The 15,493-nt window shown below is 66.8% G+C and carries 23 protein-coding genes; all 23 read right to left on the bottom strand.

Annotated elements, in window-relative coordinates; all coding sequences use genetic code 11:
- Positions 1 to 44: 44 nt before the first annotated feature.
- Complete coding sequence (locus tag RMO81_RS15845) at positions 45 to 482, bottom strand: peptidoglycan endopeptidase (RefSeq protein ID WP_310476922.1); 438 nt, start codon at positions 480 to 482, stop codon at positions 45 to 47.
- Positions 472 to 1,272 (bottom strand): DUF2163 domain-containing protein, encoded by an 801-nt coding sequence (locus RMO81_RS15840; protein WP_310476921.1) that lies wholly within the window; start codon positions 1,270 to 1,272, stop codon positions 472 to 474. Before RMO81_RS15840 ends, RMO81_RS15845 begins: the two co-directional genes overlap by 11 nt.
- A 4-nt stretch (positions 1,273 to 1,276) precedes the next feature.
- The gene (locus RMO81_RS15835) at positions 1,277 to 3,640 is read right to left on the bottom strand and encodes a DUF2460 domain-containing protein (protein ID WP_310476920.1); all 2,364 of its coding nucleotides are present in this window, start codon (positions 3,638 to 3,640) and stop codon (positions 1,277 to 1,279) included.
- A complete protein-coding gene (locus tag RMO81_RS15830) occupies positions 3,637 to 4,206 on the bottom strand; it encodes a tail tape measure protein (protein ID WP_310476919.1) in 570 nt (189 codons plus the stop codon). The genes RMO81_RS15835 and RMO81_RS15830 overlap by 4 nt, the downstream gene beginning before the upstream one ends.
- On the bottom strand, positions 4,196 to 4,390 hold the full coding sequence (locus tag RMO81_RS15825) for a phage tail assembly chaperone (RefSeq protein ID WP_310476918.1): 195 nt from the start codon (positions 4,388 to 4,390) through the stop codon (positions 4,196 to 4,198). The genes RMO81_RS15830 and RMO81_RS15825 overlap by 11 nt, the downstream gene beginning before the upstream one ends.
- Entirely contained in the window at positions 4,387 to 4,686 is a 300-nt protein-coding gene (locus RMO81_RS15820) for a gene transfer agent family protein (RefSeq protein WP_310476917.1), read from the bottom strand. Before RMO81_RS15820 ends, RMO81_RS15825 begins: the two co-directional genes overlap by 4 nt.
- Positions 4,683 to 5,090 carry a phage major tail protein, TP901-1 family gene (locus RMO81_RS15815; protein ID WP_310476916.1) on the bottom strand — a complete coding sequence of 136 codons (408 nt, stop codon included), beginning with the start codon at positions 5,088 to 5,090 and terminating at the stop codon, positions 4,683 to 4,685. Before RMO81_RS15815 ends, RMO81_RS15820 begins: the two co-directional genes overlap by 4 nt.
- An 18-nt stretch (positions 5,091 to 5,108) precedes the next feature.
- Positions 5,109 to 5,474, bottom strand: coding sequence for a DUF3168 domain-containing protein (locus RMO81_RS15810; RefSeq protein ID WP_310476915.1), 366 nt, complete (start codon positions 5,472 to 5,474; stop codon positions 5,109 to 5,111).
- Positions 5,475 to 5,491: 17 nt separating this feature from the next.
- Complete coding sequence (locus tag RMO81_RS15805; RefSeq protein ID WP_310476913.1) at positions 5,492 to 5,728, bottom strand: hypothetical protein; 237 nt, start codon at positions 5,726 to 5,728, stop codon at positions 5,492 to 5,494.
- Positions 5,725 to 6,063, bottom strand: a complete 339-nt coding sequence (locus tag RMO81_RS15800) for a head-tail adaptor protein (RefSeq protein WP_310476912.1) — start codon at positions 6,061 to 6,063, stop codon at positions 5,725 to 5,727. The genes RMO81_RS15805 and RMO81_RS15800 overlap by 4 nt, the downstream gene beginning before the upstream one ends.
- Positions 6,063 to 6,596 (bottom strand): hypothetical protein, encoded by a 534-nt coding sequence (locus tag RMO81_RS15795; protein WP_310476911.1) that lies wholly within the window; start codon positions 6,594 to 6,596, stop codon positions 6,063 to 6,065. Before RMO81_RS15795 ends, RMO81_RS15800 begins: the two co-directional genes overlap by 1 nt.
- The gene (locus RMO81_RS15790) at positions 6,596 to 6,871 is read right to left on the bottom strand and encodes a hypothetical protein (RefSeq protein WP_310476910.1); all 276 of its coding nucleotides are present in this window, start codon (positions 6,869 to 6,871) and stop codon (positions 6,596 to 6,598) included. The genes RMO81_RS15795 and RMO81_RS15790 overlap by 1 nt, the downstream gene beginning before the upstream one ends.
- A 46-nt stretch (positions 6,872 to 6,917) precedes the next feature.
- The gene (locus RMO81_RS15785; RefSeq protein WP_310476909.1) at positions 6,918 to 7,286 is read right to left on the bottom strand and encodes a hypothetical protein; all 369 of its coding nucleotides are present in this window, start codon (positions 7,284 to 7,286) and stop codon (positions 6,918 to 6,920) included.
- A 31-nt stretch (positions 7,287 to 7,317) separates the two neighbouring features.
- Positions 7,318 to 7,500 (bottom strand): hypothetical protein, encoded by a 183-nt coding sequence (locus tag RMO81_RS15780; RefSeq protein WP_310476908.1) that lies wholly within the window; start codon positions 7,498 to 7,500, stop codon positions 7,318 to 7,320.
- Between the two features lie 13 nt (positions 7,501 to 7,513).
- The gene (locus RMO81_RS15775; protein ID WP_310476907.1) at positions 7,514 to 10,216 is read right to left on the bottom strand and encodes a hypothetical protein; all 2,703 of its coding nucleotides are present in this window, start codon (positions 10,214 to 10,216) and stop codon (positions 7,514 to 7,516) included.
- Positions 10,216 to 10,458, bottom strand: coding sequence for a hypothetical protein (locus tag RMO81_RS15770; protein WP_310476906.1), 243 nt, complete (start codon positions 10,456 to 10,458; stop codon positions 10,216 to 10,218). The genes RMO81_RS15775 and RMO81_RS15770 overlap by 1 nt, the downstream gene beginning before the upstream one ends.
- Positions 10,458 to 10,910, bottom strand: a complete 453-nt coding sequence (locus RMO81_RS15765; protein WP_310476905.1) for a hypothetical protein — start codon at positions 10,908 to 10,910, stop codon at positions 10,458 to 10,460. The genes RMO81_RS15770 and RMO81_RS15765 overlap by 1 nt, the downstream gene beginning before the upstream one ends.
- Before the next feature lie 127 nt (positions 10,911 to 11,037).
- Positions 11,038 to 12,042 carry a phage major capsid protein gene (locus RMO81_RS15760; RefSeq protein WP_310476904.1) on the bottom strand — a complete coding sequence of 335 codons (1,005 nt, stop codon included), beginning with the start codon at positions 12,040 to 12,042 and terminating at the stop codon, positions 11,038 to 11,040.
- Complete coding sequence (locus RMO81_RS15755) at positions 12,035 to 12,460, bottom strand: HK97 family phage prohead protease (RefSeq protein WP_310476903.1); 426 nt, start codon at positions 12,458 to 12,460, stop codon at positions 12,035 to 12,037. The genes RMO81_RS15760 and RMO81_RS15755 overlap by 8 nt, the downstream gene beginning before the upstream one ends.
- Positions 12,457 to 12,762: a DUF6127 family protein gene (locus tag RMO81_RS15750; RefSeq protein WP_310476901.1), complete on the bottom strand. Its 306-nt coding sequence runs from the start codon at positions 12,760 to 12,762 to the stop codon at positions 12,457 to 12,459. Before RMO81_RS15750 ends, RMO81_RS15755 begins: the two co-directional genes overlap by 4 nt.
- On the bottom strand, positions 12,759 to 13,892 hold the full coding sequence (locus RMO81_RS15745; protein ID WP_409049641.1) for a phage portal protein: 1,134 nt from the start codon (positions 13,890 to 13,892) through the stop codon (positions 12,759 to 12,761). The genes RMO81_RS15750 and RMO81_RS15745 overlap by 4 nt, the downstream gene beginning before the upstream one ends.
- An 18-nt stretch (positions 13,893 to 13,910) precedes the next feature.
- Complete coding sequence (locus RMO81_RS15740) at positions 13,911 to 15,224, bottom strand: terminase large subunit domain-containing protein (RefSeq protein WP_310476899.1); 1,314 nt, start codon at positions 15,222 to 15,224, stop codon at positions 13,911 to 13,913.
- A 78-nt stretch (positions 15,225 to 15,302) separates the two neighbouring features.
- Positions 15,303 to 15,493 (bottom strand): hypothetical protein (locus RMO81_RS15735; RefSeq protein WP_310476898.1); only part of this gene is annotated, 191 nt, incomplete at its 5' end.

Here is a 15,493-nt window from a genome sequence, read left to right as displayed (position 1 = left end):
AGGCGGCCAACAACACCCAAGACCAGAGTTGCCATGCCAAATTCCTATTTGAGTCCAGGCAGAGCCCAGAAGGCGACAATGGGCCAATCGTCCGGAGCCGGCGCTTCCACCACGCGGCCCAACCCGGCGTGGGCGTGAAGGATGCCGCGATCGGTGATCAGCGCGAGATGGCGATGCCCCGGGGCCAGCGCATATTCCACCAGATCGGCCGGCTGCGACCGCCGCACCCGGCGCAAACCCAGTTGGCGCAGCGTCGCGGCAAGCAGATCGGCGTAATCGCCGCCCAAGGCATAGGGCGGCGCCGGCCCCAGTTGCAGCCCGGCCCCGGCTGCCGCCAGCAAAGCCACGCCAACACAATCCAGCCCCACCCCGACCAGCCGCCCCTGTGCGCGAAAGCGCGTGCCCAGACCGGCGCGGGCCGCCGCGATTGCGGCCTGCCGACGACGGGAAATGGGTCGCGAAAGCCGGCGCTCAGACAGCATAGCGCGTCAACAGATCGGCGCCCGGCACGTGCGGCTCGCCGCGGAAATTGCGCGCGTTGGCAAAGCGGTCGCGGCAGGTGGAGAAGCGCTTGTCGCAACCTTCGCGCACCCGCACTCGGGTTCCGGCAGCCAACGCCAAAGGTTCATCCATCACCAGCCAGCCGGCGTCCTCGGCAAGCAGGCGGCGCACCAGCCCGGCGCGCGGGCCATCGATCACGGCCAATTCGCCCTGCACATGATCGGCGGCGCTGATGCCGGCAATCTGCACCCGATCCTGGCCGACGGCGGTCACCATCACCAGCCGTTCACGCGGGCGCAAATCGGTCTTGCAGCGGGCATCGCCAAGTTCGGCCCGGCATTCTGGTGAGCAGCTTTCCACCACGCTGGCTGCCAAGGCAGCGCCCGGCCCAATCAGTTCCGCCGTGAAGCCGGCATCAGCCCCGGTACCAACGGCAACATCGCCCAACGAGCCTTGCGCCAGCCATTGCTGCCCGCTGTCGGGATCACGCCAATCGACCAGGAACAGATCAAGCCGCGCGCCATCCCAGCGCCCGGCCAGCAGATCGCTACCGGTGAGCGCCCCGGCCGACAGGGCGCCGGCCACCTCCATGTCGTCAGCCGAAACACTGTCACCCAGAACCACAGCCGAAGGCGACATGCCGGGCCGGCTTTGATGGCGCAGACCATTCACCAGCAATGGCCGATCATGGCTGGTAAAGCCCAGCGCGACGCCGTCGCGCCGCACCAGGCGCCAACACAGCGCCAGGTGCGTCAATTCTTCGGCCAGCATCGCCTCAATCCTCCCTGATTTCGATCAGCGGCACTGACGGCAGTTCACCAGCACGCCAACCGGCGATCGAAACCTCGATGCGATCGGTGGCGAACCGCACCGGCACATCGAACCGGAAGCCGGCGGTGACAGCGGCGCCAGCCGACGGCGCCAACGCGAAATCGACATGGCCGCCCGGCGCCAGCGTCCAGCCGTTCGACATCACGACGCCGGCCACCGCCACCACCACGCTGTCGGGCCAGGGCCGAGTGATACGTCGGGTTTGCGGCGCCTCGTCGGGCAAGGCGGCGTCGCCATAGGATTTCACCAAGGCAAAACGGGTGGCGCCGCCGTCGCCAAGACCAAGGCGCTGATCAAGGGGCACTGGTTCACCACCATCTGCAGCCGAGCTGTTGTCGAGCGGATCGAGGAAGCGAAAGCCATGCGCCTGCCCGCGCCGCGCCCGAAAGAAGCCGATCAACCGCTTCAGATCCTCTTCGGAACGGATCCCCAGGCCAGCATCATATTCCAGCCGTGCATCGGCCCATTCGGCATTGCGCTGCTCCGCGCCCGACGCTGTTACCACGACCTGTGTCGAGAAGGCCGGGCCGCCGGCCGCACCAAAGCCCAGTTCAAGCGGGAAGCGCACATCGTGAAAGCTGGTCATCGCATCCTCCGCATTAACATCATCAATCTGGAAGGGGGTAAATCCGTCGCGTGCCACTTGCGGCCAGGCCCAGACGAACGTCTCGGCGACACCCAGCGCCAACGCAGCGGCAGCCGCATCGGCGACCAACGGCCACTGCACCTCGGCATCATTCTGGCTCAGCACGAACCCCGCCAGATAATGCTGGCGGCCGCGCGGATAACCCAGTTGCGCCTCCACCAAGGCGCGGCCCCGCGCCTGGCCGGCCTGATTGGCGCTGGTTACAAAGGTATAATCTTCCAGCTGCAGCACATCGAAGGCGGGATAGGCCCAGCCGGCCGGCATATTGGCGCGGGCCAGATTGGGTCGATCGCCAAGCAGCACTTGCGGCGCATAGAACAGCAGATGAGTGACAACGCCGGGCGCAGCGGCGCGGGCAGCAGCGGCCATGCCGGCAGTCGCCTCAGCCAGCCGCCCACCGCACCAATCCAGATACGCCTGCTCGGCCGCCAACTTGCTACCCCTGATGTCGGCGATGATCGGCGGCGGGCTGCCGCGTTCGGCCTGCCAGCGTGCGGTGGTGGCGGCATCATATAGGCAGGGCTTGTTGTTCGGCCCCACCCACCACCAGGGCTCACCCACCTGAAAGGCCGGTGCCACGCCGGCCGCCAGCGCCAGGCCCATCGCTCTTGTCGTCACCGCCTGCAGCCAGGCTTGCGCCGCCGGCTGGCACGGCGACAACAGGGCCGACGGTGGCGACCAACCGGTGAGGCCCTGCACGCCTGTCGAATCGCGTTGTGCCCAGGCCGGCGGGCAGTGCAGCGCCAGCAATTCCATCGACAGGGACAGGATGGGCGCAAAGCCCAAGGCCCCGGCGCGGGCCAGGAAATCCTGATGCCACCCCAACGCCGGCCCGCAGAAGGGCCGCGCCGGATCAACGACATAACCGCCCTGCCCGTCGGGCAGAAACCCCATGAAATGACTCATGCCCAGATAATGGGTGATCGCGCCGCGCCAGCCCAAAAGCAACGCCTGCTCCAGGATCCGCTCCGGCGTCTGGTTGTAGAGATCGTCATAGGCCGTGCACAACCGCAGCGGCTGCGGCGGCAACAGTGGCTCGCCGGCCTTCAGCACGGCGCCAGCGCCATCCACCATCAGGTTCGTCAGCCGCACTTCGCCGCTGGCCACAGTTGGCAACGGTGCATCGACGCCGTCATAACCGGGCGGCACCAGGCTGATGAACAGCCGGTCGATATCGCCGGCCCACACCGGATCCGCTTGCGATGGCAGCAAAAAACCGCCGCTCAGCGCATCGAAATCAAGGCTGATCTCGGCATCGGTGGCGCTGCCGGCTGCATAGTTCCACAGCCGCACATACCAGGTGCGGGGCTGCCCTTCGGCATCACGCCCTTCGATGGTCAGCACCGGGCCATTGACCGCATCCAGCGGCAGCGCTGCCCCCGACGATTGCCAGCGGAACTGCCAAAGCAGCCCGCGATAGTCGCGCCGGGTTTCAAGGGCGCACAAGGGATGGCTCCACCGATCCGCCGATTCCCAGATCAGGCCGGCCAGATCGGCGCGGCGCTGATATTCCAGTTTCACCACCACGCTGTCCGGCCCGTCGGTCACGGCGCTGGCCATCATCGGGCGCGGGAAATCCACCAGCCACCAGCGCGGATCGAACCGGCGCACCCAGCGCGTGCGGCCCTGATCCTGTGGGCCGGCCAACCACCAGCGCATCATGGCCGTGCCCGATCCAGCGCACGGGACACGGCACGCGCCACCTGGTTGCCGGTTTGCTGCATGGCGGCTGGGGTTGCATCACGCGGGGCCGCCACGTTGACCGTGACATTGACCATACGGCCATTGCCCCGGCCCGGATTGGCCTCCACGCGCCCGGCGGCGGTCGGCACGAACAATTCCGGCCCGCGTTCGCCCACCATATAGGGTCGGCCCGCCGACACCGGACCGCCGGTTGCCCGGCCCGGCAAACCAAACAGGCTGCCGACCAGCCCGCCCAACAGGCCCCCACCCCCGCCGCCGCCGAACAGCCCGCCCAGATCGAGCCGCAGCGCACCCTGGGCAATGTCGCCCAGCGCCGACAGCGCGATGCGCCGCAGATCGTCGAAACCGAACTTGCCATCAGACAATGCCCGGCCCAGCGCCCGCGACAGCCCGCCGCCGGCGCGGTCCAGGCCGGCCGCAAACGGGCCATCCAGCGTGCGCTGGATGTCGTTCACGCCGGCCATGAAGCCGCCGGTATCGGCGCGCACCCGCACCACCAGATCCTCGATCGGTTCAGCGTCCATCGGGATATTGCTCCATCAATGCGGCCAGCCCGCCGCCATCCACCGGCGCATCTGCCGGCTGCTCATCCAACCCCAACGCCGTCACCAGTTCGGCCGGCGTCGCGGCCCAGAATTCCTCGGGCCGCCAGCCCAACGCCGCTGCCGCCACATGTGCCGCCCGCCGCGCGGCTTCGGCAAACGTCATTGCCCGGCCAGGATCTGGCCCAAAAGCACGCGCAGCGCCGGCGTGGCATTAGCCAATCCGCCCTGCACCAAGGCGTGGGCAAAAGCCTCCCTAGGATATGCTTCAGCCAGGCAATGCCACAGCAGCGCTGCCATCTCGGTCAGGGTCAACTGGCCCGCTGCCGCGCGTTCGCACATGGCAAACAACGGGCCCAGTTCCGCTTCGGCGGCGACCAGCGCGGTAAAGGTCGGGCGCAGGCGCAGCGCCTGGCCGCCCAACACCAGTTGAGCCTCGCCGCGCACAGGATTGGCGCTCACGCCGCCACCACCGGCCCGCTGCTTTCCAGCTGCAGGCTGTACGTGCGCTCGCCATTGAAATCGCCGGCATAATCCAGCCGGGCGATCTGGAAGCGACCGGTGATCGTTTCACCGCTCTCGAACTGCACCTGATAATCATTGATCTGGCCCGACAGCGCGGTGGCCTTCACCCGCGTTTCCGCCGCCGAACCGGTGAACACGCCCGAACCCGAAAGCGACACCGATCGCACCCCGGCTTCCGACAAAAGTTCGCGCCAGCCGCCGCTGCCCTGGTTGGTCACCACCACGGTTTCGGTATTCACGGTGAGCTGCGTCGTGCGCAGACCGGCCACGGTGGCAAACACCGGCGGCACCGCGCCATTGCCCACCTTCAACAGGAAGGCAGCACCTTTTTCCATCGCCATATTGTTCGTTCCTTTCGTTCAAAGCTGCTCGCTGCGCAGCCGCATCTCGATCACGCCAGGGCGCCAGCCATCGGCCGGCGCATTCACCCCGGCCCGCACCAAACGGGCGTTGACGATGCGGTGCCCGTCCCAATTGCCGGACAGTGCCCGCAGCCGCACCTCGGCCGCACCAAGCAAGGCCTGCAGCCGTGCGCCGCCCGGTCGATCATCCCAGATCGTCACCAGCACACGGTGATCATGTGCCACCTCGGTCTTGGTGCCGGCGTCTGTCACCAGGCCAGGCCCGATCACGGCATAGGGCGCCGCCGTGTCGGCGGGCGGGCCGTCAAACACGCCGGTCAGGCCCGGCAGCTCGGCCAGCGCCGCCACCACTGCCTTTTGCATGGCCAATCCTGCCGCCATCATTCGTCTCCCGGCCACAACAGCAGCGGATCGGGCAGCGCTATGCGGCTGCCGCGCCGGCGCTTCGCCACGCCCGGCCCTGATAGGCGCAGGCCCAGGCGCAGGCCATCATTGCTCTGATCCAGCATGCCAAATCCCGCCCATCGCTGCGCCACCCGGCGCTGCACGCGCGCGGTCGCTGCCAGCGCCAGCTGCCGGCCACGCGCAGCAAGGCGCGCCATCAAAGCGCTACTCATGCCGGCCGCCCGTCGCACCACAGGGTGGCGAAATCCCGCCGCCGCGCGTCACGATCAACACCGCGCACCGCCAATATCTGGTCGCGCCAGCGCAGCCGCACATCCAGACTCAGGTCATCGGAATCGCGCAGTACAACCTGCCAGCGCCGGCCCGACCGTGCCGCCTCGCCTTGCAGTTGCCGGCCAGGCGCGCCGTCACGGCTTACGTGGGCAAACACGGTTTCCACCACCAGCCATGCGCCGACATCATCAGCCGCCGCATCCCGGGCCGGCTGCCAGCGTTCGATCGTCACGCGCTCATCCAGCGCGCCTACTTGTTCAGCTGCCATCGCCATCACCCCAGTTGCATCCGCCGCCACGGCCGCCACAATGCAGCCACGGCCGCTGGCGGCGGGCCGGCATCGGCGGCATCGCGGTGGCTGAAAAGATGGCTCACCAGCCGAACGATTCCGGCGCGCAGCGGCTCCGGTACGGTATTCCAATCTGCCCCCAGCCCGGCGCGGAAGCGCACCACCAGCGAAACCGGGGTCGCACCAACAGGTAGGCCGATCAGCCGCACCCAGCCGGTGCCATCGGCGCCAATGTCGCTTTCCCAACCAGTCGCCACGGCCACCCCGGCCTGGAACACGCCGGTGATGGCCTGCACCGGGCTTGCCTGCAGCCGTTGCCAGGCCAGATCGCAGGCCAGCCTCTGCTCGCCTTCGCGTTCGATCAGCCATTGGCCGATAAACGCCTCACACAGCGCCATGGCGGCGCGGATGTGCCCGGCCAGCACGGCATCTTCGTCATCGCGTTCCAGCCGCAGCGCGGCCTTGCATTCGGCCAGGCCCACCACCAGTGGGCCGGCTTCTCCGGTCACGACTGCCATCACCGTTCCTCCACTCGCACCACCAGGGTGCGTTCATCGCTGCTGTCGTCGGAAAGCGTCACCCGGTTGGACACGCGATAGACACTGCCTGCCGCTCCGCCCGAAAGCGTGATCACGGCGCGCCCGTCGGCAAGTCGCGCGGCCGAGAGCGCCAATCCGGCCGGTTCCACCTGCCAGCTCGACTGGCTGATCGTGCGGCCAGCGAGATAGCCGGCGTCCCAATCCACGGCATGTTCGATCACGCCGCCCGGATCCTTCAGGAAAATGCTCATCATCACCTCGACTTGGCTGAGGGGTGGCGCGACCGCGCCGCAATCGGACTCAAAGCGGTGCGCCAATCGACACTTGCCAGCTCGCCACCGTTACGCCGTTGCCGGCCGTCAGCGGCTGAGCCGGACATGAGGTGACATAGAGCAGCCGCTGCCCCACCCCATCGACGAGCGCGACATGATCGGCGGTCCCGGCGGCCCGGGCCACCAGCCCGGCGCGCGCCGCCACGCCGATCTGGCGAGCGCCACCGCTGCCGGCCGCCAGGGTAAAATCTGCTGGCGCCATCGTGGTTTCGGCCAGCGCGCCAGCCACGGCAGCAGCATAGCTGGCCGGCTGGCCGGCAAGCAGCAGCATGCGGTTGGCCCCAGCCACCACGGCCAGCGCCGCATCCAGCACTTCGTTGCTGGCGAATTTCGCCATCGGCCTTGCTCCTTCAATCAGGGGGTTTGGGTCAGCGCTCGCGCACCGGCAGAACCGCTGTCGCCGGCCGCACCTTCAGGGCCGTCACCAGCGTCAGACCGAGCCGGCCGCCGCCAATCGATGGTTCCGAACTTGCCAGCGGCAAGACAGCGGCCGCCGGACTGACCAACAGCGCCGGCGACGCAATCAGCGCCAGGAAATGGGTAAGGATCATTGCCTGCCCTCCCTCAGCTGGCGGTGATGGCCAGAGTCTTTTCGCGCAGCACGGTCACCCCGTCCGCCGCCATCATCCGCGCCGTGATCGTGCGGCTGCCGATGAATCTTTCCGTCGCCAGCAATCTGGCCGCGCCCTTCACCGTCACGGGCAAGCCCGCGCTGTCCGTGCCGGCGCGGCTCGTGCCTTGCAGCACGTTGCCCGGGCGCACACCGGCGGCCAGATTTATACCGCCCCGGTGGGTCTGGTTGTCATACAGCAGGCCATAAACTGAAGCCTCTGCATTGCGTTCACTGGGCATTTCAATCGGCCCAAACGGGATGCGCCAGTTCACCTCGGCGCGCACATTTGTGGCAGGCCACGCCGCACCCGTGGAGGTGAGCGTCACCCGCAAACCATCAGACGACAGCGCGGCGGTGAAGCCGGTGTTGATGAACGTGTTGCCGTTGTTGGTGCTGATCCAGAACTGCCCGGCATAAAGCGCCGCGCCATTCAAGGTGCGGCAAGCGCGGCCCAGCTCCAGCACGATACTAATCCGGCTGCCATCGCCGAAATAGGCCACCACCAGGCGCGGGCCGACGGCCTTGATCTTGCGGTCATAAACCCATGCAAACACCCGGCCCAGGCTGCGCCCAAGCCGGCCTTGGCCCACCTGGTTGCCGTCACTCACGTTGAAGGCCGCGTTGTCGGGGTTATCAACCGCCAGGTTGTAGGCCGCGTGACCGCTGCCGTTGAAATCGTTCACCGTGTCCATCCAGGTCGGACCAAGGATGCCGCGCGCGCCCAGTTCGTTGGCGAACTCGATGTGCCGATTGCGGATTGACGGTCCCGATGCGCCATCGTTGTTCGAGGCATCAACATGCGCTCGCCACGGCGGGATGCTCAGCCACGGTGCGTTGGGCGAATTGAAGAAGCGCGCATCAATCGCCGCTACGTAGGCCGCGCGGCCTTCGGGCGTTATACTCAAGCCCGGCAGCCACGGCACCACATGCAGATCGGCACGGCTTCCCAGCAGCCAGGCAAAATAGCTGACAACACCGCTCGCGTTGCCGTTGGTCACGCCGGGCGGGGTAGGCGTTACCGGCCCCATGAACCGCCACGTTGGATCGCCATCGGGGATGACTTCGTTTGCCGTCCACTGATCCATCCCGTGCGTATTGATCGCCATGTTGCAGAGCATCAGCGGGTGGCCGGGGTTGTGGGCGTTCCACTCGTTCAGCAACAGGATCGCGCCGTGGCCGCAGTTGGGTGGCGCTTCGCCGGGCCGCATCCGCACCGTGGCCGGGCCGGGCGGTGCATAGGTGCCGCCCGCGCCGCCTTCGGCATACATATTGTCGAGGCGGAAACTGATGCCGTGCGCGCCGCTGTCCACCGCGACGTTCAGCAGGTTCGGCCCCAGCGGATTGCCGCCGCCAAAGCCGGTGCGCAGCGCCAGCGCCATGCCGGATTGCCCGTGCAGCAGGACGCGCGTGCCTGACAGCCAATCGGTGGACGTGGCCGACTGCGCGGGCGTGTTCTTGTCTCGCACCACCAGGTCATAATTGCCGATAGGCACGGTTTCCGTGAACGACCAGTTGCCACCGCTGATGCCAGTGATATCCGCCCAATTGCGGCCCGCTGCCGGTGTGGACGTGCCGGCCAGCACCCAGCGCCGTTCCAGCGCCGTGGTGTTTACCGCGTCATAGGTGCCGCCAAACGTGAAAGCCTGCACGCCGCGTCCGGGGATGAACTTGTCGAACGTGCTGGCGATCGTTGGCGCAGCCACTGCCGGCGCCCAATGCGCGGGCGCAAGCGACGTGCTGCCATCGGTCAGGCCGCCCGAAAGGCTGTTGTAATTGGTGACGACCAGCGTGTTTGCACCGCCCGTGCCGGCATTTGCCAGCGTGGTGAGGTTCGGCAGCTTCCACCAGAACGACACCGATGCGCGGCCAGGGCGCGGATCAACTGCATCACCGTTGCTGCGAAGGTTGGAATACGGCAGCGTGCCGGCGTTCTGCGCCGCCACCAGCCCGGCATAATCCAGGAACGGATTGCCGCCCGCGCCAGCCAGCGCCTGGAGGGCGGCATGGTGCGGCCGCCCGCTGCCCGTGACGCCAGCAGTGGGGTTGTTGGCCGTATCCCACGGGAAATCGCCATCGATATAGGCGACATGCTCAAGCTCAAAGCCAACCGGCGTGCGCGTGCCCTGCGTGCTGGCGGCGGCGAACAGGTTGGAAAGGACCGCCTGAACAGAGGAGTTGGTCAGCGTGGCATTTTGCGCCACCATCAGGGTTTCCGGGGTGCCGCCCGGCGCGCAGAATGCAAGCCACTGTATCCACACAGGGCTGGCATTGGTGCCGATGTTTGTCGCCGGGCTGACGATCACTAGATACGACGCACCCGCCACAAACTGGCTCATGGCGTCGTTGCTGTTGGAGAGGGCGCTAGCCCGATATCGCATCCGCAGCGGCGAAATGGCTGCCTGCGATCCGCCAATCTGCAGGCCAGATTGGTTCGTTTCATTGACAAGGCCGTTCGCGTCAGTATCCGCGCCGAAAATGTTGAAGCTTTGGTTGCCGGTGAACGGGCTGGGCAGCTTTACCCAGGCCGCCAGGTATGAGCCGACCACCTGCCCGGCCGCGCCACCCACGGTGATGGCCGTGCGGTAATCGCGCTTGAAGATCGTGTTGGCGGGCCGCAGCTCGGTTGCGCCAAGGGTCTGGATACGAATGGACATCAGCCGTTCACCACTGCAAGGCCAGCTTCGTCACCGCTCGCGGCGGTGCCTTCAACCAGCACGAAATAGGCACCCGCAGGCGCGTTGATGGGCGTCAGCGTGCCAACGATCAGGTTGCTCCAGCCGGTCGTGACGGCGGCGCTGGATAACGTGAAATCGGGCTGGCCCTGCGGCGGCGCAGGCACATAACGCGCCCCGCCAATGGCCCCGATCCGGCCGACATGGCCAATCAACCCGATCATCAGGCCACCGGCATGATGGTCAGGCTGCCATCGCTGGCGCCATCGCGGATGAAGCTGATGAACTGCCCGCTGGTCAGCCGCAGGTGGAATTTCTCTTCCGCCGCCAGCGGGATCGAACCGGGGCCGATGCTGGCGGTCACACTGCTGTCACCCACACGGAAGAAGCCGCGCACACTGGCGTGCAGCAGAACTTCGCTGCCAGTCACCGCCGTCGATCGTACCTGGACGGCACCGGCCGTCGCCAAGCGCTGGCCGCCGGCATAAAGATAAGCGCGGGTCGTGGTGGCGAGCGTCTGTACGGTCACCGGCAGGCGCGAACCGTCGGAATCGGCCACGGCAATCGCACTGTTGTCGGCGCCAAAGGCCAATTTGGCATAGGGAAAATGCAACCCGCCCACTTCGTCAGTGGCAAAAGCGATGCCGCCGGCGGGAGCAATGATATTGTCGGGCATCAGGGGCCTCCTTCCCGGCGGACAACCGCCGAAACTTGTGAACGCTGCACAGAAAAAAGGGTGGGCGCTGCCGCCAGCCCAGCCAGGGGGGAACCCGGCCGGCAGCAGCGCCCGTTCATCCGTCGTCTCAGACGGAGAAGCGCATCAGCTTGATTGCCCGGCTGTCCAGCACGGTGCCGCCCACACGGCGAGTGGCATAGAAGTGGACATAGGGCTTGTTGCTGTACGGATCCTTCAGCACCGTGGTCTCGGCACGCTGGCTGATCAGGTAACCGGCCTGGAAATTGCCGAACGCAATCGACAGGCTGTCGGCCGCCACGTCAGGCATGGCGTCCACTTCCACCACACGATGGCCCAGCAGCGTCTGCGGTTGCTCCGGACCCAGGCCCGGCTGCCAGATGAAGGCACCATCGGTGGTCTTGAACTTGCGGATGCGCGCCAGCGTGGCGCTGTTCATCACCCACACCGCACCCTGACGATAGGGGCTGGCCAGTGCATGCACCATATCGATCAGGCGATCCTGCGGGTTGGTCGCGGCAAAGGCGCCGGCCGCTCCGGAGGTGATGAACTGCAGCGTGCCGAACGGACGCGTGAGATCCGCCGTGGCAGCGGTGGGCGCCGTCAGGAAACCACGCGGCTTGTTCACGCCATCGCCGGTAACAAAGGCCACGCCCTCGGCCCGGGCAAACTCGCGGCCGATCTCCTCGCCCAACCAGGCTTCGACATTGAAGCCGGCATCATCCAGCATCGCCTGGCTGGCCGCCGGATTGGCATAAAGCTCACCCATCGGCGGTGCGATCTCGGAAAAATTCGGCGTTTCCGTTTCGGGACGCGCCTGGGTTTCCGAAACCCAGCCCGACACCACACCACTGGTGGTGATCAGCCGGCGATAGGCAGATGAACCGATATCAACGACCTGGGCAATGCTGCGGACCGGCGAGGCCGCCAGCAGCACGCGGTTGATCACCGCATCGATTTCCAGCGGCACCGAAAGGCCGCCCTTGGCCGGCGGATTGATGGTGGCCGCCTTGGCCTCCAGTGCCGGGCGAGCCAGCGGTGTTTCCACCATGGCCGCTGCAGTTTCGGCCGCATCGAAAACAGCGGCCAGCGGATCAGTTTTCACTTCAAGCATTCTCGTTCTCCTCTTTCCAGCCCAGCACCCGCGCCTCCCGTTGCATCGGGAAGGTCACCAGTGACACTTCAACAAGTTCGATCCGCTCAAGGCGGCGGCCACCCCGGGTCGGGCTGGCCGCCTTGACCCGGTAGCCAAAACTCAAGCCCGAAAGCGCGCCGGCCTGAACCAGCGCAGATGCTTCGGCACCGCGCCCCTCGCGCACGATGCGCGCCGTGATGCGCAGGCCCCGCGCGTCTTCCTTCAGACTGTCAACGAACCCAATCGGTTCGTTTGGCTTGTGCTGCCACAGCAATGGGATGGGCGCCGCCGCGTCGGCAAAGGCCCCCGGCATCACCACGTCGCCGCCCTTGTCGGGCACAGCAAACACGCTGGCGTATCCAGCAATCCGCAGGGCTGCGGGCGTCTGGCCGCTCATGGCTGTTTCCCTTGCAGCAGGCCCAGCTTGAAGCTCAGTCCCAGCAGCAGCAGCGCCACGATCGATCGCATCAGCCAGCCGATGAAGCTGCGCAGCGCCGATTTCTTCACGTCGCGCCAGCCCTGCACCAGTTCGCGCAGTTCCTGGATATCGTCACCGGCTTTCTCATCCGTCAGGCCCAGCCGCTTCAGTGCCCGGGCCGCACCAGCCTCGGCACCTTCCTCCACGATGGCCTGCAGCGTCACCCGCGCGGCGCCCTGGCTTTCCGCCTGCGCTACCAACCCTTCCAAAATGCCGGTCATTGGCCGTCCTCCAACCCGAGAATTCGTCGCTTTTCCGCGTCATTCAGGAAGCCTGCGGCGTTCACCTGCGCCCACAAGCGTTCCCGATCTTCCGAAAGCGCCGGCACCGCATCACGATCCAGCTTCAGCACCAGGCCGGGCCACCACCATTGCAGGTGCATCGCCAGCGCGGTAAGCAACCGTGTCAGCAGCGGCAGCAGCGTCAGCCGCCACAGCGCGACATTGGCCTCGCGATAATTGGCGTAGGTATTGTCACCTTTCATGCCGAGCAGCAGCGGCGGCACGCCCAGCGCCAGCGCAATGTCGCGCGCGGCAGCTTCACGCATGCCGGCAAAATCCATCTCCGCCGGCGACAGACTGAGCGCCTGCCAGCTCAGCCCGCCTTCCAGCAACATCGGCCGCCCGGCATTGGCTGCGCCGGCAAACGCGGCTTCCATCTCCGCCTTCAACCGCTGGAACTGGTCCGGGCTCAGCGTCGATCCATCACCAGGCTGGTACACCAGCGCACCACTGGGCCGTGCTGCGTTGTCGAGCAGCGCCTTGTTCCAGCGCGTCGCCGCATTGTGCACCGCGACCGCCGCCGATGCTGCGCCCAGGCAGCCGGCGCCTAGATGATCATCGGTCGGGTGAAAGCTGCGGATATGCAGCAGGCCGCCTCCGGCTCCCACCGGGTAACGCCGTACGGCCCCACCAGCGCGATAGACGTGCGCAACCGGCCAGCCTTCGCCGTCCACCTCGATACTCACCCGTTCCGGCCGCAGCGCAAACAGCGCCGCCGGCAAACCATCACTGCCGATTGCCACATCCACATAAGCATTGCCGTGCAGCAGCATATGGCCAGCCAGCGTCTCCAGCAGGCCCGGCCCCGATGCGCCAAAGCCGCAGCTGTGCAGCAGTGCCAGCGCCGGATGGTCCCTCGGCTCGCTCAGCACTGGCGCGCCGCCGGCGCTCTCCGTCACCATGCGGATGGCACGCGCCGCCACCGGATTGGCCAGGAACGCCGCCTGCACCTGGCCAGCATAGCCGCCGCCGTCTTCGACCAACGGCGTTGCCCAGCTCGGGATGCCTAGGGAAGTTCTGGGGCCAGAAACAGGCGCAGCAGATTTCGTCCGCAAGAACGGCAATCGCATGATGGATAACCTTTTTGGTTAGAGATTGCGAACAGTCGGCAAACCCGTGCGCCCGGCCAGCAACAACGCTGTCAGTGCCCACACACAGGCATCGGCCCGATCAGGCGAAGTGCCTGGTCCGGCATAGCGGCCATCAACAAGCAGCCCGCACAATTGGTCCTCAAGCGCGGGGAACACTCCGGCATGAAACACCCGGCCCTCGCCATAAAGCGCTGCTACCGGTTCAGCCCTGGCGACCTTGCCGCGGCTGGCTCGCACCGCCGTCACCGGCAAGGCGGCATCGACCGATTTCAGCATGGCGATCACCATTTCACCGCCCTGATTGACCTCGGCAATGACCCGATCGGCCTGCCAGCGATCGGCCGCCTTCACCACAGCACGGGCCCATTGCTCCGGCCGCTGCGCCGACACGCTGGCATCATCCAGCACATAGGCATGGCCATCCTGCCCCAACGCCGTCACCACGATCCCGCAGGTGCCGCCGCCAGCCGGCGGGTCCACACCAACCACGACGCGCGCGCCATGCGGCGGTGCCGTCACCCGTTGCCGGTCAATCAGCGCGCGGGTCCACAGCGAGCCCTCCAGATCGTCGACAATTTCGCCGGCCATTTCCTGGCGGCCCGTTGCCGTGCCGCCAAAGCGCTTCTCCAAACGTGCCACATAGGTTTTCGGTAGATTGGTTGCATTGTCGGACGTCGCGCCCCGCGTCACCACCACATCCGGTTCGGCAATCAGCGATTTCAGCCAAGCCAGTGGCAAGGGCGTTGTGGTCAGCATGATCTGCGGCGCGGGACCCAGCCGGGTCGCCATGCGCAGGTTCATCAACATGTCCTCCCCGCCCGCCCAATGAGCAAATTCATCGCCCCAGGCATAATCGAACTGGCCGCCGCGCAGGGCATCGGGCTCGGCGCCGGAATATATCCGCGCCTCGCTGCCATTGCTCCAGCGTAAACGCTTTGCACTGGCTTGCCAGGTGAGTTGCTCGCCTGGCGGCAACCGCGCCAGCAACCCGGATTCGCCTTCCACCATCACGGCGCGGGCAGCATCCAGCGTGGGCGCCACCAGCGCAATGCGGCGCGGACGGATACCGGCAGCGTGGGCGTGCACCCACTCTGCCCCGGCATGAGTCTTGCCGAATCCGCGCCCGGCCAAGATCACCCACATGCCCCAATCACCTGCGGGCGCGCGCTGGGCAGCGCGCAAACTGCCTTCCCCCAGCAGTTTGGCGAGCAGATCATCCTCGCCATAGCGACGCACCACCTGGCGCTGGCGATCGGGCGGCAAGGCGCGAAAAAGTTCGATCAGCGGCAAAACATCGCCAGCATCCGCCATGGGCACATACTCCGGCTGCACCGGCGGCAACCGGACGGGTTTGGGAACAGGGCATTGGTCCGGCTGCGCCGGAGCGGTTCACTTGGAGTCAGGCAATCCGGCCAGCGCCCGCAGTTCAGCGCGCAGCCGTGCTGCCCCGGCGCCATCGGCCACGCGGCTGGTGCCGGTGTGTGTCACCGGCTTGTCACGGCGGTTGACGATGGCCAGCGCCAGCCTGGTATCGATCTGGCCGGCACCGGCAAGGCAGATGCCGGCAGCCTGGGCGCTGC

The organism is Sandarakinorhabdus sp. (assembly GCF_031422795.1).
Lineage (GTDB): Bacteria > Pseudomonadota > Alphaproteobacteria > Sphingomonadales > Sphingomonadaceae > Sandarakinorhabdus.
Note: the sequence above shows the minus strand (reverse complement) of the source record. Positions and strands in the feature narration are given on the sequence as shown.